This is a genomic window from Nesterenkonia ebinurensis (genome assembly GCF_008711175.1).
Classification (GTDB): Bacteria; Actinomycetota; Actinomycetes; order Actinomycetales; family Micrococcaceae; genus Nesterenkonia; species Nesterenkonia ebinurensis.
Genome location: NZ_VWNF01000001.1, coordinates 22620 through 43731, shown reverse-complemented (window position 1 = coordinate 43731; position 21112 = coordinate 22620). Strand labels below are relative to the sequence as shown.

General features: G+C 64.1%; 19 protein-coding genes. 14 read left to right on the top strand and 5 right to left on the bottom strand.

The genetic code is table 11. From position 1 onward, the window contains the following. Positions 1 to 92: 92 nt before the first annotated feature. Entirely contained in the window at positions 93 to 2153 is a 2061-nt protein-coding gene (locus tag F0311_RS00245) for an acyltransferase family protein (RefSeq protein WP_150459965.1), read from the bottom strand. A gap of 260 nt (positions 2154 to 2413) precedes the next feature. Here F0311_RS00245 and F0311_RS00240 point away from each other — a divergent pair, with 260 nt between their 5' ends. Both F0311_RS00240 and F0311_RS00235 read left to right on the top strand, forming a co-directional pair. After that, on the top strand, positions 2414 to 5725 hold the full coding sequence (locus F0311_RS00240) for a chromosome segregation SMC family protein (RefSeq protein WP_150459964.1): 3312 nt from the start codon (positions 2414 to 2416) through the stop codon (positions 5723 to 5725). Positions 5726 to 6492: 767 nt separating this feature from the next. Further along, positions 6493 to 7197 carry a cysteate racemase gene (locus F0311_RS00235; protein ID WP_150459963.1) on the top strand — a complete coding sequence of 235 codons (705 nt, stop codon included), beginning with the start codon at positions 6493 to 6495 and terminating at the stop codon, positions 7195 to 7197. 141 nt (positions 7198 to 7338) lie between these two features. On the opposite strand, the gene F0311_RS00230 is transcribed toward F0311_RS00235, so the two are convergent. The 4 genes from F0311_RS00230 to F0311_RS00215 form a co-directional block, all read right to left on the bottom strand. After that, positions 7339 to 8589, bottom strand: coding sequence for an ammonium transporter (locus F0311_RS00230; protein WP_150459962.1), 1251 nt, complete (start codon positions 8587 to 8589; stop codon positions 7339 to 7341). Between the two features lie 211 nt (positions 8590 to 8800). Continuing rightward, entirely contained in the window at positions 8801 to 9988 is a 1188-nt protein-coding gene (gene ftsY / locus F0311_RS00225) for a signal recognition particle-docking protein FtsY (protein ID WP_150459961.1), read from the bottom strand. Between the two features lie 32 nt (positions 9989 to 10020). Next, the gene (locus F0311_RS00220) at positions 10021 to 10713 is read right to left on the bottom strand and encodes a hypothetical protein (RefSeq protein ID WP_150459960.1); all 693 of its coding nucleotides are present in this window, start codon (positions 10711 to 10713) and stop codon (positions 10021 to 10023) included. Positions 10714 to 10722: 9 nt separating this feature from the next. Beyond that, positions 10723 to 11286: a hypothetical protein gene (locus tag F0311_RS00215; protein WP_150459959.1), complete on the bottom strand. Its 564-nt coding sequence runs from the start codon at positions 11284 to 11286 to the stop codon at positions 10723 to 10725. A 108-nt stretch (positions 11287 to 11394) separates the two neighbouring features. Here F0311_RS00215 and ffh point away from each other — a divergent pair, with 108 nt between their 5' ends. The 12 genes from ffh (at position 11395) to F0311_RS00155 (ending at position 20869) form a co-directional block, all read left to right on the top strand. Continuing rightward, entirely contained in the window at positions 11395 to 12984 is a 1590-nt protein-coding gene (ffh, locus tag F0311_RS00210) for a signal recognition particle protein (protein WP_150459958.1), read from the top strand. A gap of 156 nt (positions 12985 to 13140) precedes the next feature. After that, positions 13141 to 13569, top strand: coding sequence for a 30S ribosomal protein S16 (gene rpsP / locus F0311_RS00205; protein WP_150459957.1), 429 nt, complete (start codon positions 13141 to 13143; stop codon positions 13567 to 13569). Continuing rightward, positions 13566 to 13823 (top strand): RNA-binding protein, encoded by a 258-nt coding sequence (locus F0311_RS00200; RefSeq protein ID WP_150459956.1) that lies wholly within the window; start codon positions 13566 to 13568, stop codon positions 13821 to 13823. Before rpsP ends, F0311_RS00200 begins: the two co-directional genes overlap by 4 nt. A 19-nt stretch (positions 13824 to 13842) precedes the next feature. Continuing rightward, on the top strand, positions 13843 to 14415 hold the full coding sequence (gene rimM / locus F0311_RS00195; protein WP_150459955.1) for a ribosome maturation factor RimM: 573 nt from the start codon (positions 13843 to 13845) through the stop codon (positions 14413 to 14415). 91 nt (positions 14416 to 14506) lie between these two features. Next, a complete protein-coding gene (gene trmD / locus F0311_RS00190) occupies positions 14507 to 15298 on the top strand; it encodes a tRNA (guanosine(37)-N1)-methyltransferase TrmD (RefSeq protein WP_150459954.1) in 792 nt (263 codons plus the stop codon). Between the two features lie 223 nt (positions 15299 to 15521). Further along, entirely contained in the window at positions 15522 to 15917 is a 396-nt protein-coding gene (gene rplS / locus F0311_RS00185; RefSeq protein ID WP_150459953.1) for a 50S ribosomal protein L19, read from the top strand. A gap of 23 nt (positions 15918 to 15940) precedes the next feature. Continuing rightward, positions 15941 to 16585, top strand: coding sequence for a signal peptidase I (gene lepB / locus F0311_RS00180; protein ID WP_150459952.1), 645 nt, complete (start codon positions 15941 to 15943; stop codon positions 16583 to 16585). Continuing rightward, complete coding sequence (gene lepB / locus F0311_RS00175) at positions 16582 to 17307, top strand: signal peptidase I (RefSeq protein WP_150459951.1); 726 nt, start codon at positions 16582 to 16584, stop codon at positions 17305 to 17307. Before lepB (F0311_RS00180) ends, lepB (F0311_RS00175) begins: the two co-directional genes overlap by 4 nt. Then, a complete protein-coding gene (locus tag F0311_RS00170) occupies positions 17304 to 17996 on the top strand; it encodes a ribonuclease HII (RefSeq protein WP_150459950.1) in 693 nt (230 codons plus the stop codon). Before lepB (F0311_RS00175) ends, F0311_RS00170 begins: the two co-directional genes overlap by 4 nt. 150 nt (positions 17997 to 18146) lie before the next feature. Then, positions 18147 to 18518: a YraN family protein gene (locus F0311_RS00165; protein WP_150459949.1), complete on the top strand. Its 372-nt coding sequence runs from the start codon at positions 18147 to 18149 to the stop codon at positions 18516 to 18518. After that, on the top strand, positions 18515 to 19504 hold the full coding sequence (locus F0311_RS00160) for an ATP-binding protein (protein WP_150459948.1): 990 nt from the start codon (positions 18515 to 18517) through the stop codon (positions 19502 to 19504). Before F0311_RS00165 ends, F0311_RS00160 begins: the two co-directional genes overlap by 4 nt. Positions 19505 to 19669: 165 nt before the next feature. After that, on the top strand, positions 19670 to 20869 hold the full coding sequence (locus F0311_RS00155; RefSeq protein ID WP_150459947.1) for an MFS transporter: 1200 nt from the start codon (positions 19670 to 19672) through the stop codon (positions 20867 to 20869). Positions 20870 to 21112: the final 243 nt, after the last annotated feature.

Below are 21112 nucleotides of genomic sequence, written 5' to 3'. Positions count from 1 at the left end.
CTATCAATTGGTTTGCGCTGCGGAGCAGCATTCTTGCTCTGAACTGACATTCTCGCCCGTGACGCAGCCGGCATCATTGTACGAGTAGCTGATCACTGCTCGTACAGGTGGGGCATCTCTTCCCTGAGCTGTTCGTCGATGAAGGGCACCAGAGTCTCCATGTAGTGATTGGAGAAATGACTTTCGTCCCGGTAGACCGCCACATTGCCCACCACAGGCGGACAGCTCTGGTCCGGGCATATATGCGGAGTCAGGTCCAGAACGTAGGCGCTTTGGGGCAGGTCAGTCTCTAGGAGCGGGTTTGTCTCAGCGTAGGATCCAAAATGGGCACCACATTCAGGGGAGGCCCCGTGCAGGGCTAGGCAGTCTGCAACGTTCTGGTCAGGACGCACTATGCCGCGCAGCAGCAGGAGCTCTGCTCCGGTATCGGTGATTTCAGCCCAGCGTTCTGGAGCGCCGCGGTGTATATGCTCCTCAGAGTCTGAACCGAAGGACACAGTACCTGTTGTCACGACCACATCAGGTGCCCGCTCAGCCAGCACGTCCATGAACTCATCCTGCCAACTAGCGCACTGCTCGTTCGCGGTATGAACCCCGAACCGACACCCATTTTTAGAGATGACCAGAAGCTCCCAGTTATTGGCCTCCGCCAAGACGGTGAAGGCTGCGTGCCAATGCACCGAGTGGGAGCCACCGGACAGGACGATGGTTGCGGCGGGATCCTCCGGCCTCTCTGGATCCTCGCACACCAGCACCTCGTGGGCGCCTGCGACCTGCTGTCCTGTCTGAACGCAGCCCCATTCGGCCGTCAGTGGCGCCTGAATGGCAAGTTCTTCAGGAGTCGGTATGAAGTCAACGTCTGCGGGTGCCTCATTAGCCCCTACCCCAGTGACAGCTGCCCCTGGATAGATCTGGTGGTCCACCTCCGACATGGCGTAGCCGGTCGGCGTGGTAACGGCGGTATGAGTCACCGCTGCACTGGCGCCTGCCCCTCCGATGATGAGGACCCCTGCAGCAAGAGAGACCTGGACGCGTGCTCGGCGGCGCCGTGGCCTGGCAAAGGGCTTCTCAACGAAGCTCAGGCTCACCCAGGCCAGGGTCAGGGAGATCAGCAGCACAGCGGCTCCGCTGAACGGGCCCACATGATCAGTCTCACGCAGTTGCAGCCAGAAGATCAGTACGGGCCAGTGCCACAGGTAGAGTCCGTAGGCGATCCCGCCGAGCCAGGCGAAGGGCCGAGCTGAGAGAATTCTCACCGCAGAGAAGGAGGTGTCAGCGTCGGTATCTCCCGGACGAGTTGAGGCCAGCACTAAGGCCAGCCCCGCCAGCGGCCACAATGCCCAGGGGCCGGGGAACAGTTGGGCTCCGTCGAGGAAGAACCCGCACAGCACGATGAGGGTGAAGCCAGCCCACCCGGCGGGAAGACGCAGCGGTTTCGGCAGTGTCAGTCGAGCTCCGGCAAGCGCCAGTAATCCGCCGAAGGCCAGTTCCCACAGGCGAGTCCGGGTCATCAGATAGGCCTCGTCCTGGTTCACCGTGCCCATGATGAGCGCATAGGTGAATGATGCTGCGAAGACCAAGCAGACCAGCATTGTCATCGTGTTGGTCGCTGAGCGCTGCAGGCCACGAGCTAGCAGTACGGCGAGAACCGCCACCACAGGCCAGATGAGATAGAACTGACCTTGCACTGATAAAGACCAGAAGTGCTGGAACGGGCTGGAGTCAGGTCCTGCCGCATCATAGGAGAGCTGGGAGTTGATCAGTTCGATGTTCTCGAAGTACAGCAGGGAAGCCCGCGCCTCCCGAAACAGCTGGTGATGTTGGGTCGAAGGCAGAATAAAGTAGCCAGCTACTGCTGTGACAGCGACTACTAACGCTGCAGGCGGGAGAATTCGGCGCGAGAGCCGGGCAAAATAGTGCCCGAGACGGATCTTCCCACCTAGTTCGGCGGCTTCGCGCAGCAGCATCGCGGTGAACAGAAATCCTGAGATGGTCAAGAAGATGTCGATGCCGCCGGAGACCCGGCCCTGCCCAAAAAGATGGAACAGCACTACTCCCAAGATTGCCAATCCTCGGACACCGTGCAGTTCAGGGCGGTAGCTGCGTTCGGGCAGCCCCTGAAGCAGCTTGGGCTCGGGGTTCTTGGTAGGCATAGGGCTGGGAGTACCTCTTCAGCGAGTGGCGGCAGGCAACGGTCGAAACCACAGTGGCCGACCAAGCATTCTACTCATACTTCACTGCTGACAGTGGAAGCGGCACCATGAGGGCGGCTGAGTTTTTGGGCTGCGGCGGAAGCAGAACGGGACCTTGAGCGGCGTCCGTCCACAGCGTACCCCCGCCGATGAGGCAGAATAGTGGGCATTGCCCGCACCGCAAGACCGCAACAGCAGCTGAGGGGAGGCCGCGGAGGCAGATGCACCTGAAGACCCTGACCGTCCGCGGCTTCAAATCCTTCGCCTCGGCCACCACCTTCGAGTTCGAGCCCGGGGTCACCGCGGTGGTGGGTCCCAACGGCTCGGGGAAGTCCAATGTGGTCGACGCCCTGGCCTGGGTGATGGGGGAGCAGGGGGCCAAGTCCCTGCGCGGCGGATCCATGGAGGATGTGATATTCGCCGGCACCGCTGAACGCCAGCCGTTGGGCCGGGCATCGGTCTCGCTGACTATTGACAACACTGACGGTGCCCTGCCCATCGACTACACCGAGGTCACCATCTCCCGGACCATGTTCCGCTCCGGGGGCTCGGAGTACACCATCAACAGCACCAAATGCCGGCTGCTGGACATCCAGGAGCTGCTCTCCGACTCTGGGCTGGGCCGGGAGATGCACGTGATCGTCGGCCAGGGCCAGCTTGACCAGATTCTGCACGCCACGCCCGAACAGCGCCGCGGCTTCATCGAGGAGGCCGCCGGTGTGCTCAAACATCGCCGCCGCCGGGAGCGTTCGGTGCGCAAGCTGGAGTCCATGCAGACCAACCTGGAGCGGCTGGAAGACCTCATCGGGGAGATCTCCCGACAGCTGGCGCCCCTGGGCCGGCAGGCGAAAGTCGCCCGGCGCGCCCAGCGGATCCAGCACGATGTTCGTGATTCTCTCTCCCGGCTCATCGCTGATGACCTGGTGGCCGCAGCCTCCGCCCTGCACGCCTCCTCCCAGGGGGAACAGACCGACCACGACGCCGCCGCCCGGCTGAAGTCTGCCCTGGCTGACTGCGATGCCCAGCTTAGCGAGCTGAACGCCCAGGCAGAGGCCCAGCGCAGCCGGGCAGATCAGCTGGCTGACTGCCAGCACCGCCTCTCCCAGGCTCAGGAGAAGCTGCGCTCGGTGGCCTCCCTGGCCGCCGAGCGGGCCCTGAGCCTGCGCAGCAGCTCAGCGGTGGACTTCACCGGCAGCGGTGACCCGAAGGCACTGCGCGAGCAGGCCGAGCAGGTGGCGGCAGAGGCGCAGACCCAACGTACTGCAGTGGGAGAGGCCCAGCGCGCCCTTGAACAGATCAGCCAGGCCCGGGCCGAGGCTGAGGAGGCGCTGAAGGCCGAGGAGACCCGGGTTACTGAGCAGCTGCGGGCAGAGGCGGACCGCCGGGCCGGACTGGCTACCCTGCAGGGCCGGGTAGAAACCGCCCAGGGAAGGGCAGATGCTGCCGGGTCGCGGCGTCGTCGTGCCGCTGAGCAGCTTCAGGCCGAGCAGATCTCCCTGGAGAATTCCCAGGCTGAGCTGGCTGAACTCGAGCAGCGAATTGCAGAGATCGAGACCGGCGATGCCGCCGTGCAGCAGAACTATCAGCAGACCCAGCAGAACTATCAGCAGCTCAAAGCCGCCCACGATGAGCTTGTCGCACAGCAACGGGGGTTGGAGATCACCGTCAGTGAGACCCGGGCCAAGCTCTCCGCCCTGGAATCGGCCATCGCTGCGGCCGAGGATCCGGTCAAGCTCAATGAACCCGGTGCGGCCTTCAGCGTGGAGGTGGTCCAGGCTGCTCGAGAGCTGGATGCGCAGTTGCGCAGAGCTCTGGCCGAGGTGGTGCTGGTGGATGACAAGAGCTTCGGCGCCCAGCTGGTAGACAGTGGTGAGGCCGCTGCCGCCCTGGCCCTGGACAAGGCGGTGATCCGGGCAGGTGAACGGATCAGCGGCGAATCTGCAGGCCGGTCCCGGGCCACGCTGACCGAACAGGTGGAGCAGCTGCACAAAGGACTGGGTGCAGCACAGAAGGATCTGGCCACAGTCAGCGCCGAGGTGGAGAAGAGCCAGGCGGAGGTCAGTGCCGCCGAGCTGGAGGTGAACGAGACCTCGGATGTGGTGCAGGCCAATGAGTCATCCCTGGCCTCGGCTTCGGAGCAGCTGGCCCGGCTGAAGAAGGAGATCAGCCGGGCACAGGACCGGATCGCCGGCTTCACCCAGGAGATCCAGGAGGCCGAGGCAGCCGCTGCAGACGCCGCTGGGCAGCTGCGCGAGGTCACAGCTCGGCTTGAAGCCGCTGAGAACGATGATCTGCCGGAGGAGCCCTCCACTGAGGAGCGTGACCGGTTGGCAGAGCAGGCAACTGCGGCGAGGCGGGATGAGGTAGACGCCAGGCTGGCTCTGCGTGCCGCAGAGGAGCAGCACAAACAGCTGTTTGACCGGGCTGCCGGGCTGCGCCGCTCCGCCCAGTCCGAGGAGCACCGCCGTGAACAGGCCAAACGGGCAGCTGCGGCACGCCGCGAGAAGGCAGAGCAGGCCGACCAGATCGCACACCAGGCGCAGGAGGCTGTGGAGAGGATTGAGGCTCAGCTGGCGGCAATTGATGAGGCGCGGCAGGCGGCTCAGCAGCAGCACACCCAGCTGAAGTCCCAGGCCGCTGGGGCCCTCCAGGAACGTGCCCTGCAGGCCCAGCAGCTGGAGGAGGTCACCGCCCGGCTGCACCAGGCTGAGCTGAAGCAGACCGAGCTGCGGCTGGCCATGGAGGCAGCCGAGGCTCGGGCTGAGGAGGAGCTCAGCCTGACCCCGGAGTATCTCATTGAGCACTACGGGCCTGATCAGCCGGTGCCGGACCCCGAAGCTGATCAGGATGATGCCGAGCGGTCAGTGCCCTATGTGCGGGCTGAGCAGGAGAGACGCCTGGCCGCCGCCCGCCGCGACCTCAAAGCACTGGGCAAGGTGAACCCACTGGCCCTGGAGGAGCATGCGGCCCTGGAGGAGCGGCACAGTTACCTGCAGGGCCAGCTGGCCGATCTGAAGAAATCCCGCCAAGATCTGTTGGACATCATCGCGAAGGTGGACTCCACGGTTCATCAGGTCTTCTCCGAGGCTTGGGAGGACACCCGGGTGCAGTTTGAGCGGGTCTTCTCCCGGCTGTTCCCCGGCGGTGAGGGCCGCCTGGAGCTGACCAACCCGGAGGACATGCTCAACACCGGCATTGAGGTCCATGCCCGACCGCCCGGCAAACGGATCCGGCGGCTGAGTCTGCTCTCTGGCGGAGAGCGCTCGCTGACTGCAGTGGCCCTGCTGGTGGCCATCTTCAAGGCGCGGCCCTCCCCGTTCTACGTGATGGACGAGGTGGAGGCCGCCCTGGACGACACCAACCTCTCCCGGCTGCTGGTGATCTTCGAGGAACTGCGCGAGAGCTCCCAGCTGATCGTGATCACCCACCAGAAGCGCACTATGGAGATCGCCGACGCCCTCTACGGAGTATCCATGCGACAGGACGGCTCCACCAGAGTCGTTTCTCAGAAGCTGAGCAGAGAATCGGCCTGAACCTCAGGCAGCCTCGAGAGGGCTAATACCAGATGTGGTCCCAAGTTTTGTGCCACCACGGCTCATTCAGTCTGTCTCGAACGATGGTGCGCACCTCTTCTGCCAGGAGTACTCTTTCCCGAGCAGACTCTGTCTCGGTAAAGCGGAGTTGGTTGTCCCAGCTCGGGAGACGTACAGGGTATCCCCGATCTGTCTTTGGCACAGAATTGATCGGATCCGCGTAGAACGGGAACGTCTCCACGTCAGGATTCTTCATGGTCGTCATTATGTCGCACCTCCGGTTCGATGTCATCAGTCCGCGCAGAACTGTCGTCGCTCTGGATCACTTCCATGACAGCGTCAAAGAGCTTGAGGTCTTCACCGTGAACCTTCCGGGACTTGGCCAGTTCTCGCATTGCCTTTGCCCCGGCCTTCGTCCGGTCTTCGGGCTCCTGCAGGGCCTTCTGGGCAGACCACTGGACACGGGCCCACCATGCGGCTCTAGTGTCAGATTTTTGCTTTTGGACCACAGCCCAGGCACAGCAAGCACCGCCAGAACTGTAACTAGTGGAAAGAGTGATTCCACGGAGTCGAGTTGCCAGAACTCGCCGGTTATGTCCGTGTATTTGTGGTGTAGCGCCATACTTCTGAACCCAGGGACGATGGCCGGCACACCGGACACGGATCTGGCAACTTGTGGAGAGGGCGGCGTGGCGTTGCGGCAAACGGTGAAGCTGGGGAAAACTTTACTGAGCTTGCAGTAAAGGACCACGATGAGGAGACCGGTGATGATAGAGCGACCCCTGGTAGGGATTCTGGGCGGTATGGGGCCGGCAGCAACCGTGGACTTCTACTCCAAGCTGATCGCTGCCACCCCGGCTTCGACTGACGAAGAGCATCTGAAAGTCATGATTTGGGCTGATCCCTCCGTCCCCGACCGGACCAAAGCTATCGTCCGCGGGGGAGAGGATCCCACTCCCAAGCTGGTCAACGGCGCCCAGCGCCTCAAAGATGCCGGCGCAGCCTTCTACGTGGTGACCTGCAACGGGGCCCATGCCTTTCTTCCCCGGGTCCGCCAGCAGGTGGATCTGGAGTACCTGAGTATCGTAGAAGTCACCGCAGAGCACCTCGCTGCCCTGCCCTATGTCTCATCCGCCGGGCTGCTGGCCACCGACGCCACCCTGACTGCTGGGCTCTACCAGGAGAGCCTGGCGGCGTCGAACCTCACCCCGGTGCTGCCCGACGCAGCCGGACAGCATGCGGTGATGGAGGCGATCTACGCGGTGAAGGCCGGTAGTCTGACCGCCGAACAGGAGCGTGCCCTGGTGGAAGTGGCGGAGTCCCTGGTTGGTCAGGGAGCGGATGTGATCGTGGCCGCCTGCACTGAGATCCCGCTGGCGCTCTCCGCTGAGGATTCCCCGCGTCCGCTCATCGACCCCTCCATCCTGCTGGCCAACCAGGTAGTGCAGAAGGCCAGCGCTTGGAACAAATAGCTGAACAGCTCAGACACCCCCAGCCGACTCCCCGAACTGAGCCCGGACACCAGAAAGTCCCGGGCGGAACGCTCGTGGTGAGCGAACCGACCCGGGACTTACCTGTGCAACCGATCAGTTAATGATCGTGTATGTGATTGATTACTTAGTGACTGTCTCGGTAGGAGCCAGGATGTAGGCTTCGGTCTGGTGGGCCACCGAGTCGATGCCGCCTTCCTCGACGTCGGACTCCACACGGAACCCGATGGTCTTGTGGATGGCCATACCGATGATGTAGGTCAGCACGAAGGTGAAGACCAGAGTGACCACGCAGGCCACGATCTGGGCCCAGAGCAGCTCGATTCCGCCGCCCAGCAGCAGGCCGCCGGAGTGATCCGGGAAGTCGACCTGGATGAGCTCCTCGCTACCGAACAGGCCGATCGCGATAGTGCCCCACAGACCAGCCACAAAGTGCAGGCCGACCACATCGAGGGTGTCGTCGTATTTGCCGTACTTGAAGTCCACGGCGAAGCAGCAGATGACACCTGCGATGATACCGAGGATGATCGCACCCAGCGGAGTGACATAGGCACAGGCGGGGGTGATCGCCACCAGGCCAGCCACAATGCCGGAGGCTGCGCCCACCGGGGTGGGCTTCTTGCCGCGGGCCCACTCGGTGATCAGCCAGGCCACCAGGGCACCAGCAGGTGCCAGCATGGTGTTGATCCAGTTGATGCCGGCCTGGGCGGCGTCGCCGGCCTCGCCGACGTTGAAGCCGAACCAGCCGAACCACAGGATAGAGGCGCCCAGCAGCACGAACGGAACGTTGTGCGGCTTGGTCGGAGCGAAGTTCGAACGCGGTCCGATGACCAGCACCAGGGCCAGCGCGGCCAGGCCAGCGCACATGTGCACCACCAGGCCACCGGCGAAGTCAACGGCCTCGCCCACAGCGGAGCCGATGAAGCCCTCAGTGAGCAGGCCGCCATCGCCCCAGACCCAGAAGGCCAGGGGGGCGTAGACCAGGGTCATCCAGATCGGCACGAAGATCATCCATGCGGAGAACTTGGCGCGATCAGCGATCGCACCGGAGATCAGTGCGGTGGTGATGATGGCGAATGTCGCGCCGAATCCGACATCGAGCAGGCTCTCCTGCTCAGTGAAGGACTCGAACAAGGCGAAGTCCGCAGCCGGGTTGCCGAACAGGCCGCCGGCAACAGCGTCCGCGCCCGCCACAGCATTACCCCACAGCGCCCAGGTCAGAGCCACCAGGCCCATAGCCGCGAAGCTCATCATCATCATGTTCACCGCGGATTTGGTCTGAGTCAGACCACCGTAGAAAAGTGCAAGTCCAGGTGTCATGAACAGCACCAGCGCGCCGGCCACGATCACCCATACAACATCAGGTATTTCCATGTGTCCCTCCAGGAAACATCACTCACCGATGACTCTCACCGGCGCGAGCTGGTCTCCATGCTTCCTGTGCCGTGTTTCACTTCAGGTGCCCGAATGTAACGCGTTGGTTAAATCTCTCCGGCGAAATAGCATTTAAAGTACGACGACGCCCCACTTACCTCCCGCAATTCAAGGCAGTAAGGGCGCCGCAGCACCTCGGAGCAATTTTGGGCTACTCCTCCAAAAGGGCGTCTACAAACTCTTCTGTGTCAAAGGGAGCCAGGTCATCAGGGCCCTCGCCCAGGCCGACGAGTTTGACCGGAACCCCCAGCTGCTTCTGGATAGCCACCACGATTCCGCCGCGAGCAGTGCCATCCAGTTTGGTCAGCACAATCCCGGTGACATCGACCACCTCGGAGAAGACCTTGGCCTGGTTCAGCCCGTTCTGCCCGGTGGTGGCGTCCAACACCAGCAGCACCTCGTCCACCTGGGACTTCTTCTCAATGACCCGCTTGACCTTACCCAGCTCGTCCATCAGATTGGCTTTGTTCTGCAGTCGCCCGGCGGTATCGACCATCACCACATCGGACTCCAGCTCAATGCCCTTCTCCACCGCGTCAAAGGCCACCGAAGCCGGGTCGGCGCCCTCCTTCTCTGAGGAGACAGTGGGCACACCGACCCGGGAGCCCCAGGTGGTCAGCTGCTCAGCGGCTGCTGCGCGGAAAGTATCGGCCGCACCCAGGATCACATCCTTGTCCTCGGCCACCATCACCCGGGCCAGCTTGCCCACAGTGGTGGTCTTGCCCACCCCGTTGACACCCACCACGAGCACTACCGAGGGTCGTCCGGGGTTCTGCACGTTCAGGCTGCGGTCGAACGCCGGGTCCACCAGCTTGATCAGCTCCTCACGGAGCATGGCCCTGACCCGCTCCGGCTCCTTGGAACCGGCTACCTTCACCCGCTCGCGCAGGGTCTCCACCAGCTCGAAGGTGGGGTCCGCGCCCAGATCAGCAGAGAGCAGGGTCTCCTCGATCTCATCCCAGACGTCATCGTCGATCTCGTCCTGGCTCAGCAGGGCCAGCAGCGATTTGCTGAAGATGTTGTTGGACTTCACCAGCCGGGCACGCAGGCGGGCCAGCCGGGTCTCTGGGGCTTCCGGCCTCTCCAGCGTCTCAACGCTGAGATCCGGGGCGTCAGTGTCCAGATCAGTGGGGGTGCCCTCGGGCCGGTCGGCCACCAGGGTGTCGCCGTCGGGCTCATCCGGGGCGCCTGGGGGCAGATCATCGGCATCCCGCTCAGCGGGAAGCTCCGATTTGGGCTTTCCAGTCGGCAGCGGGCGGCCCTTGACCAGGAACAGGCCCAGCAGCCCGACCAGTACAACGCTGAGAACTATGAACGTAACAAAGACTGAGGTTTCCATCGTCTCAAGTCTCCCACAGGGAGTTGCTGAGGTTACCGCCTAAAGCGGTTGCGGATGTTGCTTAGGGCGCTTTTAGCCTGTTGGGCGGCGGGGGAGACCCGCTCACCTACGCGGTGGATCAGGCTGGAATTGGTCTCCTTGGCCAGTACCTGCAGCTTCTCATGGGCGGACTCTGCAGACTCCGCAGCAGCCGTGATCGCTGCCTCCAGTTCCTCGATGCGAGCATTCTGCGCAGCGATCCGGGCATCTCGCTCCGCCAGCTGGGCGGCCTGATGCTCAGCGGTCTCGCGCAGATTCTGCTCCAGTTCCGCCTGCTTGCTCTCATGCTCCTGCAATGAGCCGGACACACCCTCCAGCAGGCCCACCAGCTCCTCCAGCTCAGCGGTGGAGGGAGCCGCCTCCACCACGGCCTCGGCCTGGTTGACCCGGTCTTCCAGTGCCGCATAGTCCACCTCGCGGACCTGCTCCAGCCGCTCGTAGACGCTGCGCAGCTCGGCGACCAGATCCTGCTGGTGGCCCAGCAGCGCGGTCACCACCTGCTGGGCGTTCTCCCCGATATCAGAAGGCGGCTCGATCTGCTGGTCGGCCTCATCGAGCAGGTCTTCAAACTCGGGATCAGCCAGAGGGAAGCCCTCCGAATCCTGGGCACTCTCTGACGCTGCGGCCTGTGGTGCCGTGGCGTCGTCGTTCTCCGTAGCCTCAGCGGGATCTCTGTGCTCAGTCATATCTTGATCCTACTTGCGGCCCAGAAGGATGTCGTTGAAGCTGCGTTTATGCCAGGGCGCCTTCTTCTGGCGCGGCTCGGCGGCGAAATTATCCTGCTTCTGCTCCGCTGGAGCCGGCTGCTCCTGGGGGACTGCCGGGGCATCGCCGGCGGCACTGAGCACAGAGTCCCGGTCAGTGGCGGGCCGTGCTGCGGGACGGGCAGCAGCAAGCCGGGCCCGGGCCTCCCGCTCACTGATCCCCTGGGCCACTGGTTGCGGCAGGGCCGCCTGACCGATATGCGCCGGCACCTGCAGGGAGCGCATATCGCCCTCAGCGAGCACCCGCAGGCCCGAGGCTGGGAAGTCCAGCAGCTGCTCCACAAACTCTGCACGCTGACCGAAGGAGGCGCTGCGGGCACGATGTGCCGCAGAGACCGCGATCGGTGAGACACGGCTGCGTACCAGCTCGGGAAGCTCTGGGTGGGCAGCCAGTGCCCTGCCGGCAGAGCGGTGAGCAGATTCCGCCGCACGCAGGTACCCCAGGTGGGTTCCCAGCGCAGACTGGATAACCTGTGCGTCAGGATTTTGGCTCACATTGTTACTCTAGGGGTTCGACAGTTCACCGTGCGGGCCCGGCTTCAAGCTGGGGCTGAACGGAGTACGACGACGCCACCTCCAGTCTTGTAAGGAAACGCACCAGACGTGTTCAACTCGCTCTCTGATCGCCTCACCGCGACGTTCAAGAATCTCCGCGGCAAAGGAAAGCTCACCGAGGCCGATATCGACGGCACCGCCCGTGAAATCCGGCGGGCCCTGCTGGACGCCGATGTGGCCGTGCCGGTGGTCCGTGAGTTCATTGCCAGGATCAAGGCCCGTGCCCTGGGCTCGGAGGTCTCCGGTGCGCTGAACCCCGGCCAGCAGGTGGTCAAGATTGTCAACGAGGAGCTGGTCGGCATCCTCGGCGGGCAGACCCGCCAGCTGGAGTTCGCCAAGACCCCGCCGACCATCATCATGCTGGCCGGTCTGCAGGGTGCTGGTAAGACCACCCTGGCCGGCAAGCTTGCCGCACATCTGAAGAACCAGGGGCATACTCCGCTCCTGGTGGCTTGCGATCTACAGCGCCCGAATGCCGTGAAGCAGCTGCAGGTGGGCGGTGAGCGGGCTTCGGTCCCGGTCTACGCCCCGCATCCGGGTGTTTCCTCTGAGGCTGAAGTGCCCACCGGCGATCCGGTGGTCGTGGCCCGCGATGGTGTGGCCCATGCCAGGGAGAAGCTGCACGATGTGGTGATCATCGATACCGCAGGTCGGCTCGGCGTGGACCAGGAGCTGATGACCCAGGCCGCGAACATCAAATCCGCCGTGGGTGCCCATGAGACCCTGTTCGTGATCGATGCGATGATCGGTCAGGATGCGGTCACCACTGCACAGGCCTTCAACGAGGGCGTGGACTTCACCGGCGTGGTGCTCACCAAGCTCGACGGTGATGCCCGCGGCGGCGCCGCCCTCTCGGTGGCCTCAATCACCGGCAAACCGGTGATGTACGCCTCCACCGGTGAAGGGCTGAAGGACTTTGAGGTCTTCCATCCCGACCGGATGGCCCGGCGGATCCTGGACATGGGCGACATCCTGAGCCTGATCGAGCAGGCCGAGGCCAACTGGGACAGGGCCGAAGCTGAGAAGATGGCCAAGAAGTTCGCCGACCAGGAGGACTTCACTCTGGAGGACTTCCGGGCCCAGATGCAGCAGATCAAGAAGATGGGCTCCATGAAGAAGCTGCTGGGCATGATGCCCGGAGCCGCCGGAATGCGCCAGCAGCTCGAGCAGTTCGACGACTCCCAGCTGGACCGGGTGGAAGCCATCATCAACTCGATGACCCCGCATGAGCGCAACGCCCCCAAAATCATCAACGGCTCCCGCCGGGCACGTATTGCCAAAGGCTCCGGCGTGCACGTCTCCGAGATCAACCAGCTGCTGGAACGCTTCGGCCAGGCCGCCAAGATGATGAAGAAGATGGCCTCCGGGGGCGGGGTGCCCGGAATGCCGGGAATGCCCGGCGGGATGCCAGGGATGCCCGGTATGGCTGGCCATAGCGGGAAGAAGAAGGCCAAAGGTAAGGGCAAGAAGCAGAAGGGGAAGTCCGGCAACCCCGCCAAGGCAGCTCAGCAGGCCCGCGAGGCGGAGCTGCGCCGCAGCCAGAAGCAGATGGACGGCTCCAGCTTCGGGACCGGCACCGACGACTTCAACCCCGAGGAGCTCAACCTGCCCAGCGGATTCGAAAAGTACTTGAAGTAGTGGCAGAATAGGCAGGTACTTTGCTCAGGTTCGGGGAGCACCCTCTACCCTCGCCGGCCTGACCAACGTTCACGCATGTAGCCCGGAGCTGTTTGCATACCCCACACGGTCCCGGCAGAGACATGCACCCCAATACCTACAGGAGTAACCACACAAGTGGCAGTCAAGATTCGTCTGAAGCGAATGGGCAAGAAGTTTGCCCCCCAGTACCGCGTTGTTGTTGCCGATTCCCGCACTAAGCGTGACGGCAAGAACATCGAGGAGATCGGCAAGTACCATCCCACCGAGAACCCCTCGTTCATCGAGATCGACTCTGAGCGCGCCCAGCACTGGCTCGGTGTGGGCGCCCAGCCCTCCGACCAGGTCAAGCAGCTGCTGACTATCACCGGCGACTGGCAGAAGTTCAAGGGCATTGAAGGCACTGAGGGCACTCTGAAGACCAAAGCGCCCAAGGAAGAGTTCGTGACTCCTTCCAAGGACTCGGTCATTGTGGAGAAGTCCGAGGCGCCCGCTGCTGAGGAGACCCCGGCAGAGGCCGAAGCACCTGCCGAGGAGCCCGGCGCCGAGGAGAAGGCCGAGGCATGAGCACCGACGCTGCACTCACCGACGCACTGGAGCACCTGGTCCGCGGGATCGTCGACTCACCCGATGAGGTCGATGTGCGCCGCAAGAACGGCCGCCGCTACGACACCCTCCAGGTTCGGGTTGACCCCGAGGACCTGGGCCGGGTGATCGGCCGGGCCGGCCGCACCGCCAAGGCTCTGCGCACGGTGGTCGCAGCACTACCCGGCGGCCAAGGCGTCCGCGTGGACGTGGTCGACACCGACCGCCGCCGCTGAAACGCCTAAGGGCGCGCCCATGGCACACGCTGAATACGATAACGACCCGCAGGTGACTTCCGCTCAGGAAGAACGCCTGCGGGTCGCTCGCATCGGAAAGCCGCACGGCATCCGCGGCGAGGTCACCGTACAGCTCTACACTGACGAACCGGCCGAACGGCTTGCCCCCGGCGAGACCCTGATCCGCCAACCAGGCAGGGACACCGAGGATCAGACGACGACGCCGCTCACTGTGGTGTCCCAGCGCTGGAACAAGTCCATCTGCTTGCTCGGGTTTGAGCAGATCCGGGACCGCAATGCCGCTGAGGCGCTGCGCGGCTCGATGCTCTATGTGGACGTCCCGGCCGAGCCCGAGGACGCAGACGAGGGCTGGTACTCCCACGAGCTGGAGGGCTTCACCTGCCTCGGGGCAGACGGGCGGGACTACGGCGTCGTAATAGAACTGCGCACCGGTGATGCCCAGGACCTGCTGATGGTGAAGACTCTTAGCGGTGATGAGGTCATGGTGCCCTTTGTGGCGGAGCTGGTGCCTGAGATCGATGCGGAGGCGCGCCGGATCACGCTCACCCCGCCTGAAGGTCTCTTCCCATGATGCCTGCGCGATATCAGGCAGTTTTTGGAATTTCAGCTGTCCATGGGGGCCTGATTTTCCAACAACCCCCTGAAAACTCAGGGAGCAGCTGATGAGAATTGACCTGATCTCGATCTTCCCGGAGTTCTTCGACGTGCTGGACCTCTCGTTGATCGGCCGGGCCCAGGCCGACCGGCTGCTGGAGATCCGCCGGCACAACCTGCGTGACTACACCGAGGACAAGCACCGCACCGTGGACTCACCGCCGGCCGGCGGTGGTGCGGGCATGGTGATGAAGCCCGAGCCCTGGGCGAAGGCCTTAGAGACCGTGTTGGAGGATACGGCTTCACGGCCTTCGCCTCTTGCCCAATCGTCGTCGGAGAGCTCGAGCGAGCTCGGCTCTCCGCTCGGCTCAGTCACTCGTGCACTTCCGGTTAAACCGACCCTGATCATCCCGACGCCCTCGGGAGAGGCGTTCACCCAGCGGCATGCCGAGGAACTGGCCGGGGCAGAGCACCTGGTGTTCGCCCCCGGCCGGTTCGAGGGGATCGATGAGCGGGTCACAGAGTGGGCCGCCGAGCATTTCCAGCTACGCCGGTGCAGCATCGGAGACTATGTGCTCAACGGAGGAGAGGCGGCCGCCGTGGTCATGATCGAGGCCATCACACGGCTGATCCCCGGGGTGATCGGCAACGAGGCTTCACTCAATGAGGAGTCCCACGGAGAGACCGGGCTGCTGGAGTACCCGGTCTACACCAAGCCCGCTCAATGGCGCGGGCACCAGATCCCGGAGGTGCTGCTCTCCGGCAACCACGCCAAGATCGCTCAGTGGCGGCGTGAGCAGGCTGAGGCCCGCACTCGGGCCACTCGCCCGGATCTCTGGACGCGCTACACCGCAGATTGAACGCAGATTGAGAAAGCCGCGGATCCCGCGTAAGATTGAGCGCTGTGCCTGCTGGGTGCCGACTCTGCCACAGGGGATAGGCGCCGCACAGACAGCACCCGCCCACTGGTGTTCATCTTCGCAGGGCGGAACCCAAGCTTATGACCCGCGCTGAGCCTGCGTGCTCAGCCCGCGTCCCTGACATCAGGGAGCTGACCTGTGGCAGTGCCCTGGAGGAGAAACCATGCAGAAGCTCGACTTTGTTGACACCGCCAGTCTGCGCAGCGACGTTCCTGACTTCGCCCCCGGCGACACCGTCAACGTCCATGTGAACATCGTGGAGGGCAAGACCTCCCGTGTCCAGGTGTTCAAAGGCTATGTGCTCGGCCGCCAGGGCGCCGGTGTGCGCGAGACCTTCACCGTGCGCAAAGTGTCCTTCGGGGTCGGTGTGGAGCGTACCTTCCCGGTGCACTCCCCGGTGATCGAGAAGATCGAGGTGCTGGCCCGCGGTGACGTGCGCCGCGCCAAGCTGTACTACATGCGCGACCGCCACGGCAAGGCCGCCCGTATCCGCGAGAAGCGCGAGTCCCAGGTGGCCCGCGCCCAGGGCGAGAAGGTGGAGGAAGTTGTCGAGGCCTAGACCTTCGTCAACTCTTCGAAACCGTGACACGACGTCGGCGCTGGATCATCAGCGTCGGCGTCGTCGTTGTTTTGGCTGTTCTGGTGAGCACACTGGTGCGGGTGTCTGTCGCTGATGTCTACACCGTGAACCAGGACTCCATGGAGCCTACGTTGAGTGATGGTGAGCGGATGCTGGTGGTCAAGGACTATCCGGGGGAGACCGGGGTGCGGCCCGGGGATGTGGTGGTCTTCGACGGGGAGGGCTCCTTCGACCCCTATCAGGGTGGCCCCAGCCTGGGCCGCAGCCTGGAGAGGGTAGGCCACTGGTTCGGCATCGGCGCCCCGCCTGGGGTCTACGTGAAGCGGGTGATCGGTGCGGACGGGGACCTGGTGATCTGCTGCGATGAGACCGGTCACCTCACCCTCAACGGTGAGCAACTGGCCGAGCCCTACCTCGACTATGAGATCACTCCGGAGACCCCTGCCTCCCAGCTGAGCTTCGAAGCCCAGGTCCCGGCGGGCCGGATGTGGGTGATGGGGGACAACCGGGACGAATCCGTAGACTCCCGCGATCTGCTCGGGGCCCCCGGCGGCGGTATGATCAGCCAGGACCGAATCATAGGTAAGGCCACCCAGGTGGTCTGGCCCTGGGCGGAACGGCGCGAGCTTGAAGGAGACACGCAGTGACTGCTGCTGAGCACGAGCACCAGGCCGCCGAACCCGACTGCGGAAAGACCCGGCGGAAGAAGCGACACTGGGCCGTCAGCTTCCTCATTGAACTGGTGGTGATTGTGGGGCTGGCCATCGTCATCTCCTTCATCATCAAGACGTTCTTCCTGCGCGCCTTCTACATCCCCTCTGAATCCATGCAGCCTACTCTGGAGGTGGATGACCGGATCGTGGTCAATCTGCTTGCACCGGGAATGATGGACATCCATCGCGGAGATGTGGTGGTGTTCGAAGACACCCGCAACTGGTGGGGCGGCCCGGCGCCTGAGACCAATGCCGTGCAGGATGCGCTGATCTTCATCGGCCTGGTGCCGGATACTTCCAGCCACTATGTGGTCAAGCGTGTGATCGGGCTCGAGGGCGATACGGTGGAGTGCTGTGACGAACAGGGCAGGATACTGGTCAACGACCAGCCCATCGACGAGCCCTATCTCTACCCCGGCAATGCGCCCTCCGAAGCAGAGTTCAGCGTCACCGTCCCGGATGACCACGTCTGGCTGCTCGGCGACCACCGTGCAGCCTCAGCCGATTCCCGGTCCCACGTCAGCGAGCCCGACCAAGGGGCGGTCCCGGAGGAAGACATCATCGGGCGCACCCTGAGCGTCGTCTGGCCCATCGACCGGTGGAGCGGCGGAGGCAGCGAACGGGAACCCTTCGAGCAGGTCCCCGACTCGCCATGAGCCCGGCTGCAGCCAACGCCACCCTGCGGCCTGAGCTGGCCCTGGCCGCCGAAACCGGTGCGCGGCTCATCGCCGGGATCGACGAGGTGGGTCGGGGAGCCCTGGCCGGTCCGGTGACAGTGGGCGTAGTCGTCGTCGATCTGGACGCACTGCCGGCAGAGGCGCTTACCGCCGGCACCGGGGTATGGCCGGAACTGGACGGAGTGCGCGACTCCAAGCTGCTGGCCCCCGGTGCGCGGAAGACCTGGCATCCGGTGATCTGCCAGCATGCCCGGGCGTTCAGCGTGCAGCACTCGGAGGCCGAGCAGATTGACGCGGTGGGGCTCAGCGCCGCCATGGGTGCCGCTGGGCGCGCTGGGCTTCAGGAGGTGGTCCAGCAACTGGGACGGACCCCGGAGGTGGTGCTGCTGGATGGGGTGCACAACTGGCTGCAGACCCCGGATATCCCGGTGCGGACCATGGCCAAAGCCGACACCCTGGCGCTGTCGGTGGCCTGCGCCTCGGTGCTGGCCAAGGTGGAGCGCGATGAGCTGATGGAGCATCTGGCCGGTGAGCACCCTGAGTTCGGGTGGGAGTCCAATAAGGGCTATGGCTCGGCCCGGCACCGCGAAGCCATCAGCGTCTCGGGACCCACTCGCTACCACCGGCATACCTGGAAGCTGACTCAACACGCTCTGCCTGGTCTATAGGTACTGGCCTCGGTTGGCCGTAGAGTTTTCCCCAGGTTGAGGGGCAGCCGCCGCGACACGCCGTGCCGTCCACAGCGAGCTGACTGTGTCTCCCGTGCTGCCGTCGTAGACCCCAAGCTGGTGCTCACCACTTCAGTGAGAGGAGCACCTATGCGGGCCAAAGACCACACCGGGCTGCTCGGCGAGCACAGAGCCGCCGAATACCTTGAGCAGAACGGGCACCACATCCTGGAGCGCCGTTGGCGGACCCGGACCGGCGAACTCGACCTGATCACCATGGACGACCAGCAGCTGGTGGCTGTAGAGGTCAAAACCCGGCACGGCCTGAGCTACGGGCACCCCTTCGAGCACATCAACGATGCCAAACTGCGCCGCATCCAACGGCTGCTCAGCGAATACGCCGCCACTCACCAGATGTGGCCGGTCAGCCGGCGGATCGACGCCGTCTCAGTGATTTTGGAATGCAGCACAAGCTCAGCCCGGCCACGAGCTGTCATTGATCACCTCAAGGATCTGCCATGAGTATGGGCAGGGCCCGGTCAGTGGTGCTCATCGGTATGGAGGGCCACCTCATTGAGGTTGAGGCGGATATCGGGCAGAGTCTGCCCGCCTTTGTGCTGCTTGGCTTACCCGATGCCGCTCTGCGCGAGAGCCAGGACCGGATCCGGTCTACGGCCAAGAATGCCGGCATCGAGCTGCCCCGGCGGCGGCTGACCGTCAATCTCTTCCCCGCCTCGCTGCCCAAATCCGGCTCATCCCTGGACTTGGCTATTTTGGTTGCGGCCTGGGCTGCAGACGGGTATCTGGCCGGTACCGACACCGTGGTGTTCCTGGCCGAGCTGGGACTGGACGGTCGGCTCAGGCCGGTCAGAGGCGTCCTGCCTGCGGTCAGCGCTGCATCAGCGGCCGGGGCCCAGACGGTGGTGGTGGCCGCGGAGAACGCCGCTGAGGCTGCTTTGGTGCGCGGGGTGGAAGTACTGGCTGCCGAGCACGCACTCCAGGTGGCTTCCTACTTCCGCTCCCCGCAGGCGGCGGAGATCCCCGCCGAACCGGGAGCCGAGATCCAACGTGTCACTGCCGGCTCCCGGAAAGAGGACGACGACGCCGGCTCCGGCCCGGTGAAGGACCTCGCCGAAGTGCGCGGACAGGCAGAGGCCCGGTTCGCCCTGGAGCTGGCTGCTGCCGGGGGTCACCATATGCTGCTGATGGGTGCCCCTGGTGCGGGCAAGACGATGATCGCCGAACGGCTTCCCTCCATCCTGCCGCCCCTGCGCCATGAGGAGTCCATGGCGGTCACCGCGATCTCCTCAATCAGCTCAGGGGCAGCGAACGTCACCCGGCTGCAGCGGCACCGGCCCTTCGAAGCGCCGCACCACAGCGCCACCGTTCCAGCCCTATTGGGCGGCGGCTCCCGGATCCCCGGGCCCGGTGCAGTGACCAGAGCGCACTGTGGAGTGCTGTTCATGGACGAAGCACGCGAGATGACAACTGCACCCATAACGGTGTGACTTCTGCCGATAAATGGCGGGGTTCGTTCGATGCTCTGTGGCGGACTCTCACTCTCAGGGTCGATGCGGGCGAGGGCTACGAGGCCGGTGTGCCGTAAGCGGATCCTCTACCGGAGGGCCCTGACCTGGTCAGCATCTGATTGCTGTTTCCAATAGGCTGTGCGGATGGCACTTGGTCGCGGATTCGGAGTGCTCTGGAGCGCGAACGCTCTGTCGAACCTCTCCGATGGCCTGGCCTTCGTGTCGATGCCGCTGCTTGCGGCCTCGATGACCGAGGATCCGCGTCTGGTCGCAGGCCTGGCGACGCTCTACGCCCTGGTGCGCCTGTTCGTTGCCCTGCCGATCGGTGTCTGGGTTGATCGGTTCGACCGCCGCACCCTGATTGTCGCCGCCAATCTGCTGCGGGGTGTCGCTTTGGTGGGACTAGCGTTGAGCATTCAGTTCGGGCCATCTTCGCTGGTGGTGCTGTACGCGACTATGGCTGTTGTCGCGACATTAGAGAGCCTGGCTGATAACGCTGCAGTGGCCATCCTGCCCTCTCTGGTGAAGCGTGAACAACTGGACTCCGCGAACGGGCGGGTCGCTGCTGTACAGCTTGTCGCTGATGAATTCGCCGGCCCTCCACTGGGCGGGTTCCTCTTCGCCCTCGCAGCGGCCGCGCCGGTCTTCGCGATGGGTGGGCTGTGGGCCGTTGCGGGCCTAGTCGCCCTGGCGCTGCCCATCCGAGGCTCGTCGCGAGCACCTGTTGAAGCGCCTGCGGTTCGACGCTCGGTGTACACCGACGCGGCCGAAGGGATCGTATGGTTGGCGCGCCACCACGTGGTTGGTGGCCTGGCGCTCATCGGGGCACTGGCGAGTGTGGGCTACATGCTGGCTTTCTCGATCCTTGTACTCTTCGCCCAGGAGCGTCTTGGGCTGACTGGCACAGGCTATGGACTGCTGCTTGCCTTCTCTGCCCTGGGTGGGTTGCTGGGCTCGGTCCTCGCTTCTCGGCTCCGCAGGTGTCTCGGGTACCGGTGGACGATCGTGACTAGTCTGCTGCTGGGGGCGCTGACTCTTGGCGGTCTTGCCCTGACGACAAATGCGATCCTCGCGGGGGTGCTCTTAGCGCTCTACATCCTGCACGCTGTCGTCTGGAACATTTGCTCAGTCTCGTTGCGGCAGCGGCTCGTTCCGGATCACTTGTTGGGACGCGTCGGTGGCGCAGCCCGCGTGCTCGGGCTCCTAGGACTTGCCCTCGGGTCAGCGCTCGGCGGGATTCTAGGCACGATCCACCTTGCGATCCCCGTCGCTGTAGGGGCCACGGTGTTCGTGTTCTGTGGCCTTATCGCGGCCGTCACCTTGCGGGATGAGCTTTTATCCTAGGAGCAGACTCCGGCATCTACGCAACACGAGCAACCACTACTAAGCTAACCGCTAGTGAACACGCCCGATCCGCACCACAGGGGAACCCCTACCGGTCACACCGGCCGTGACCTGGCATAACGGCAAGAGCCCAGAGTGGGTGTCCCGTAAGACCCCTCCGGTGAACTGTCCCGGTGACAGGACGCTATCTGACACATCGTTCAGAAGAGTCTTAGGTCCTCGTGGTGGGCGCAACGAGTCAGG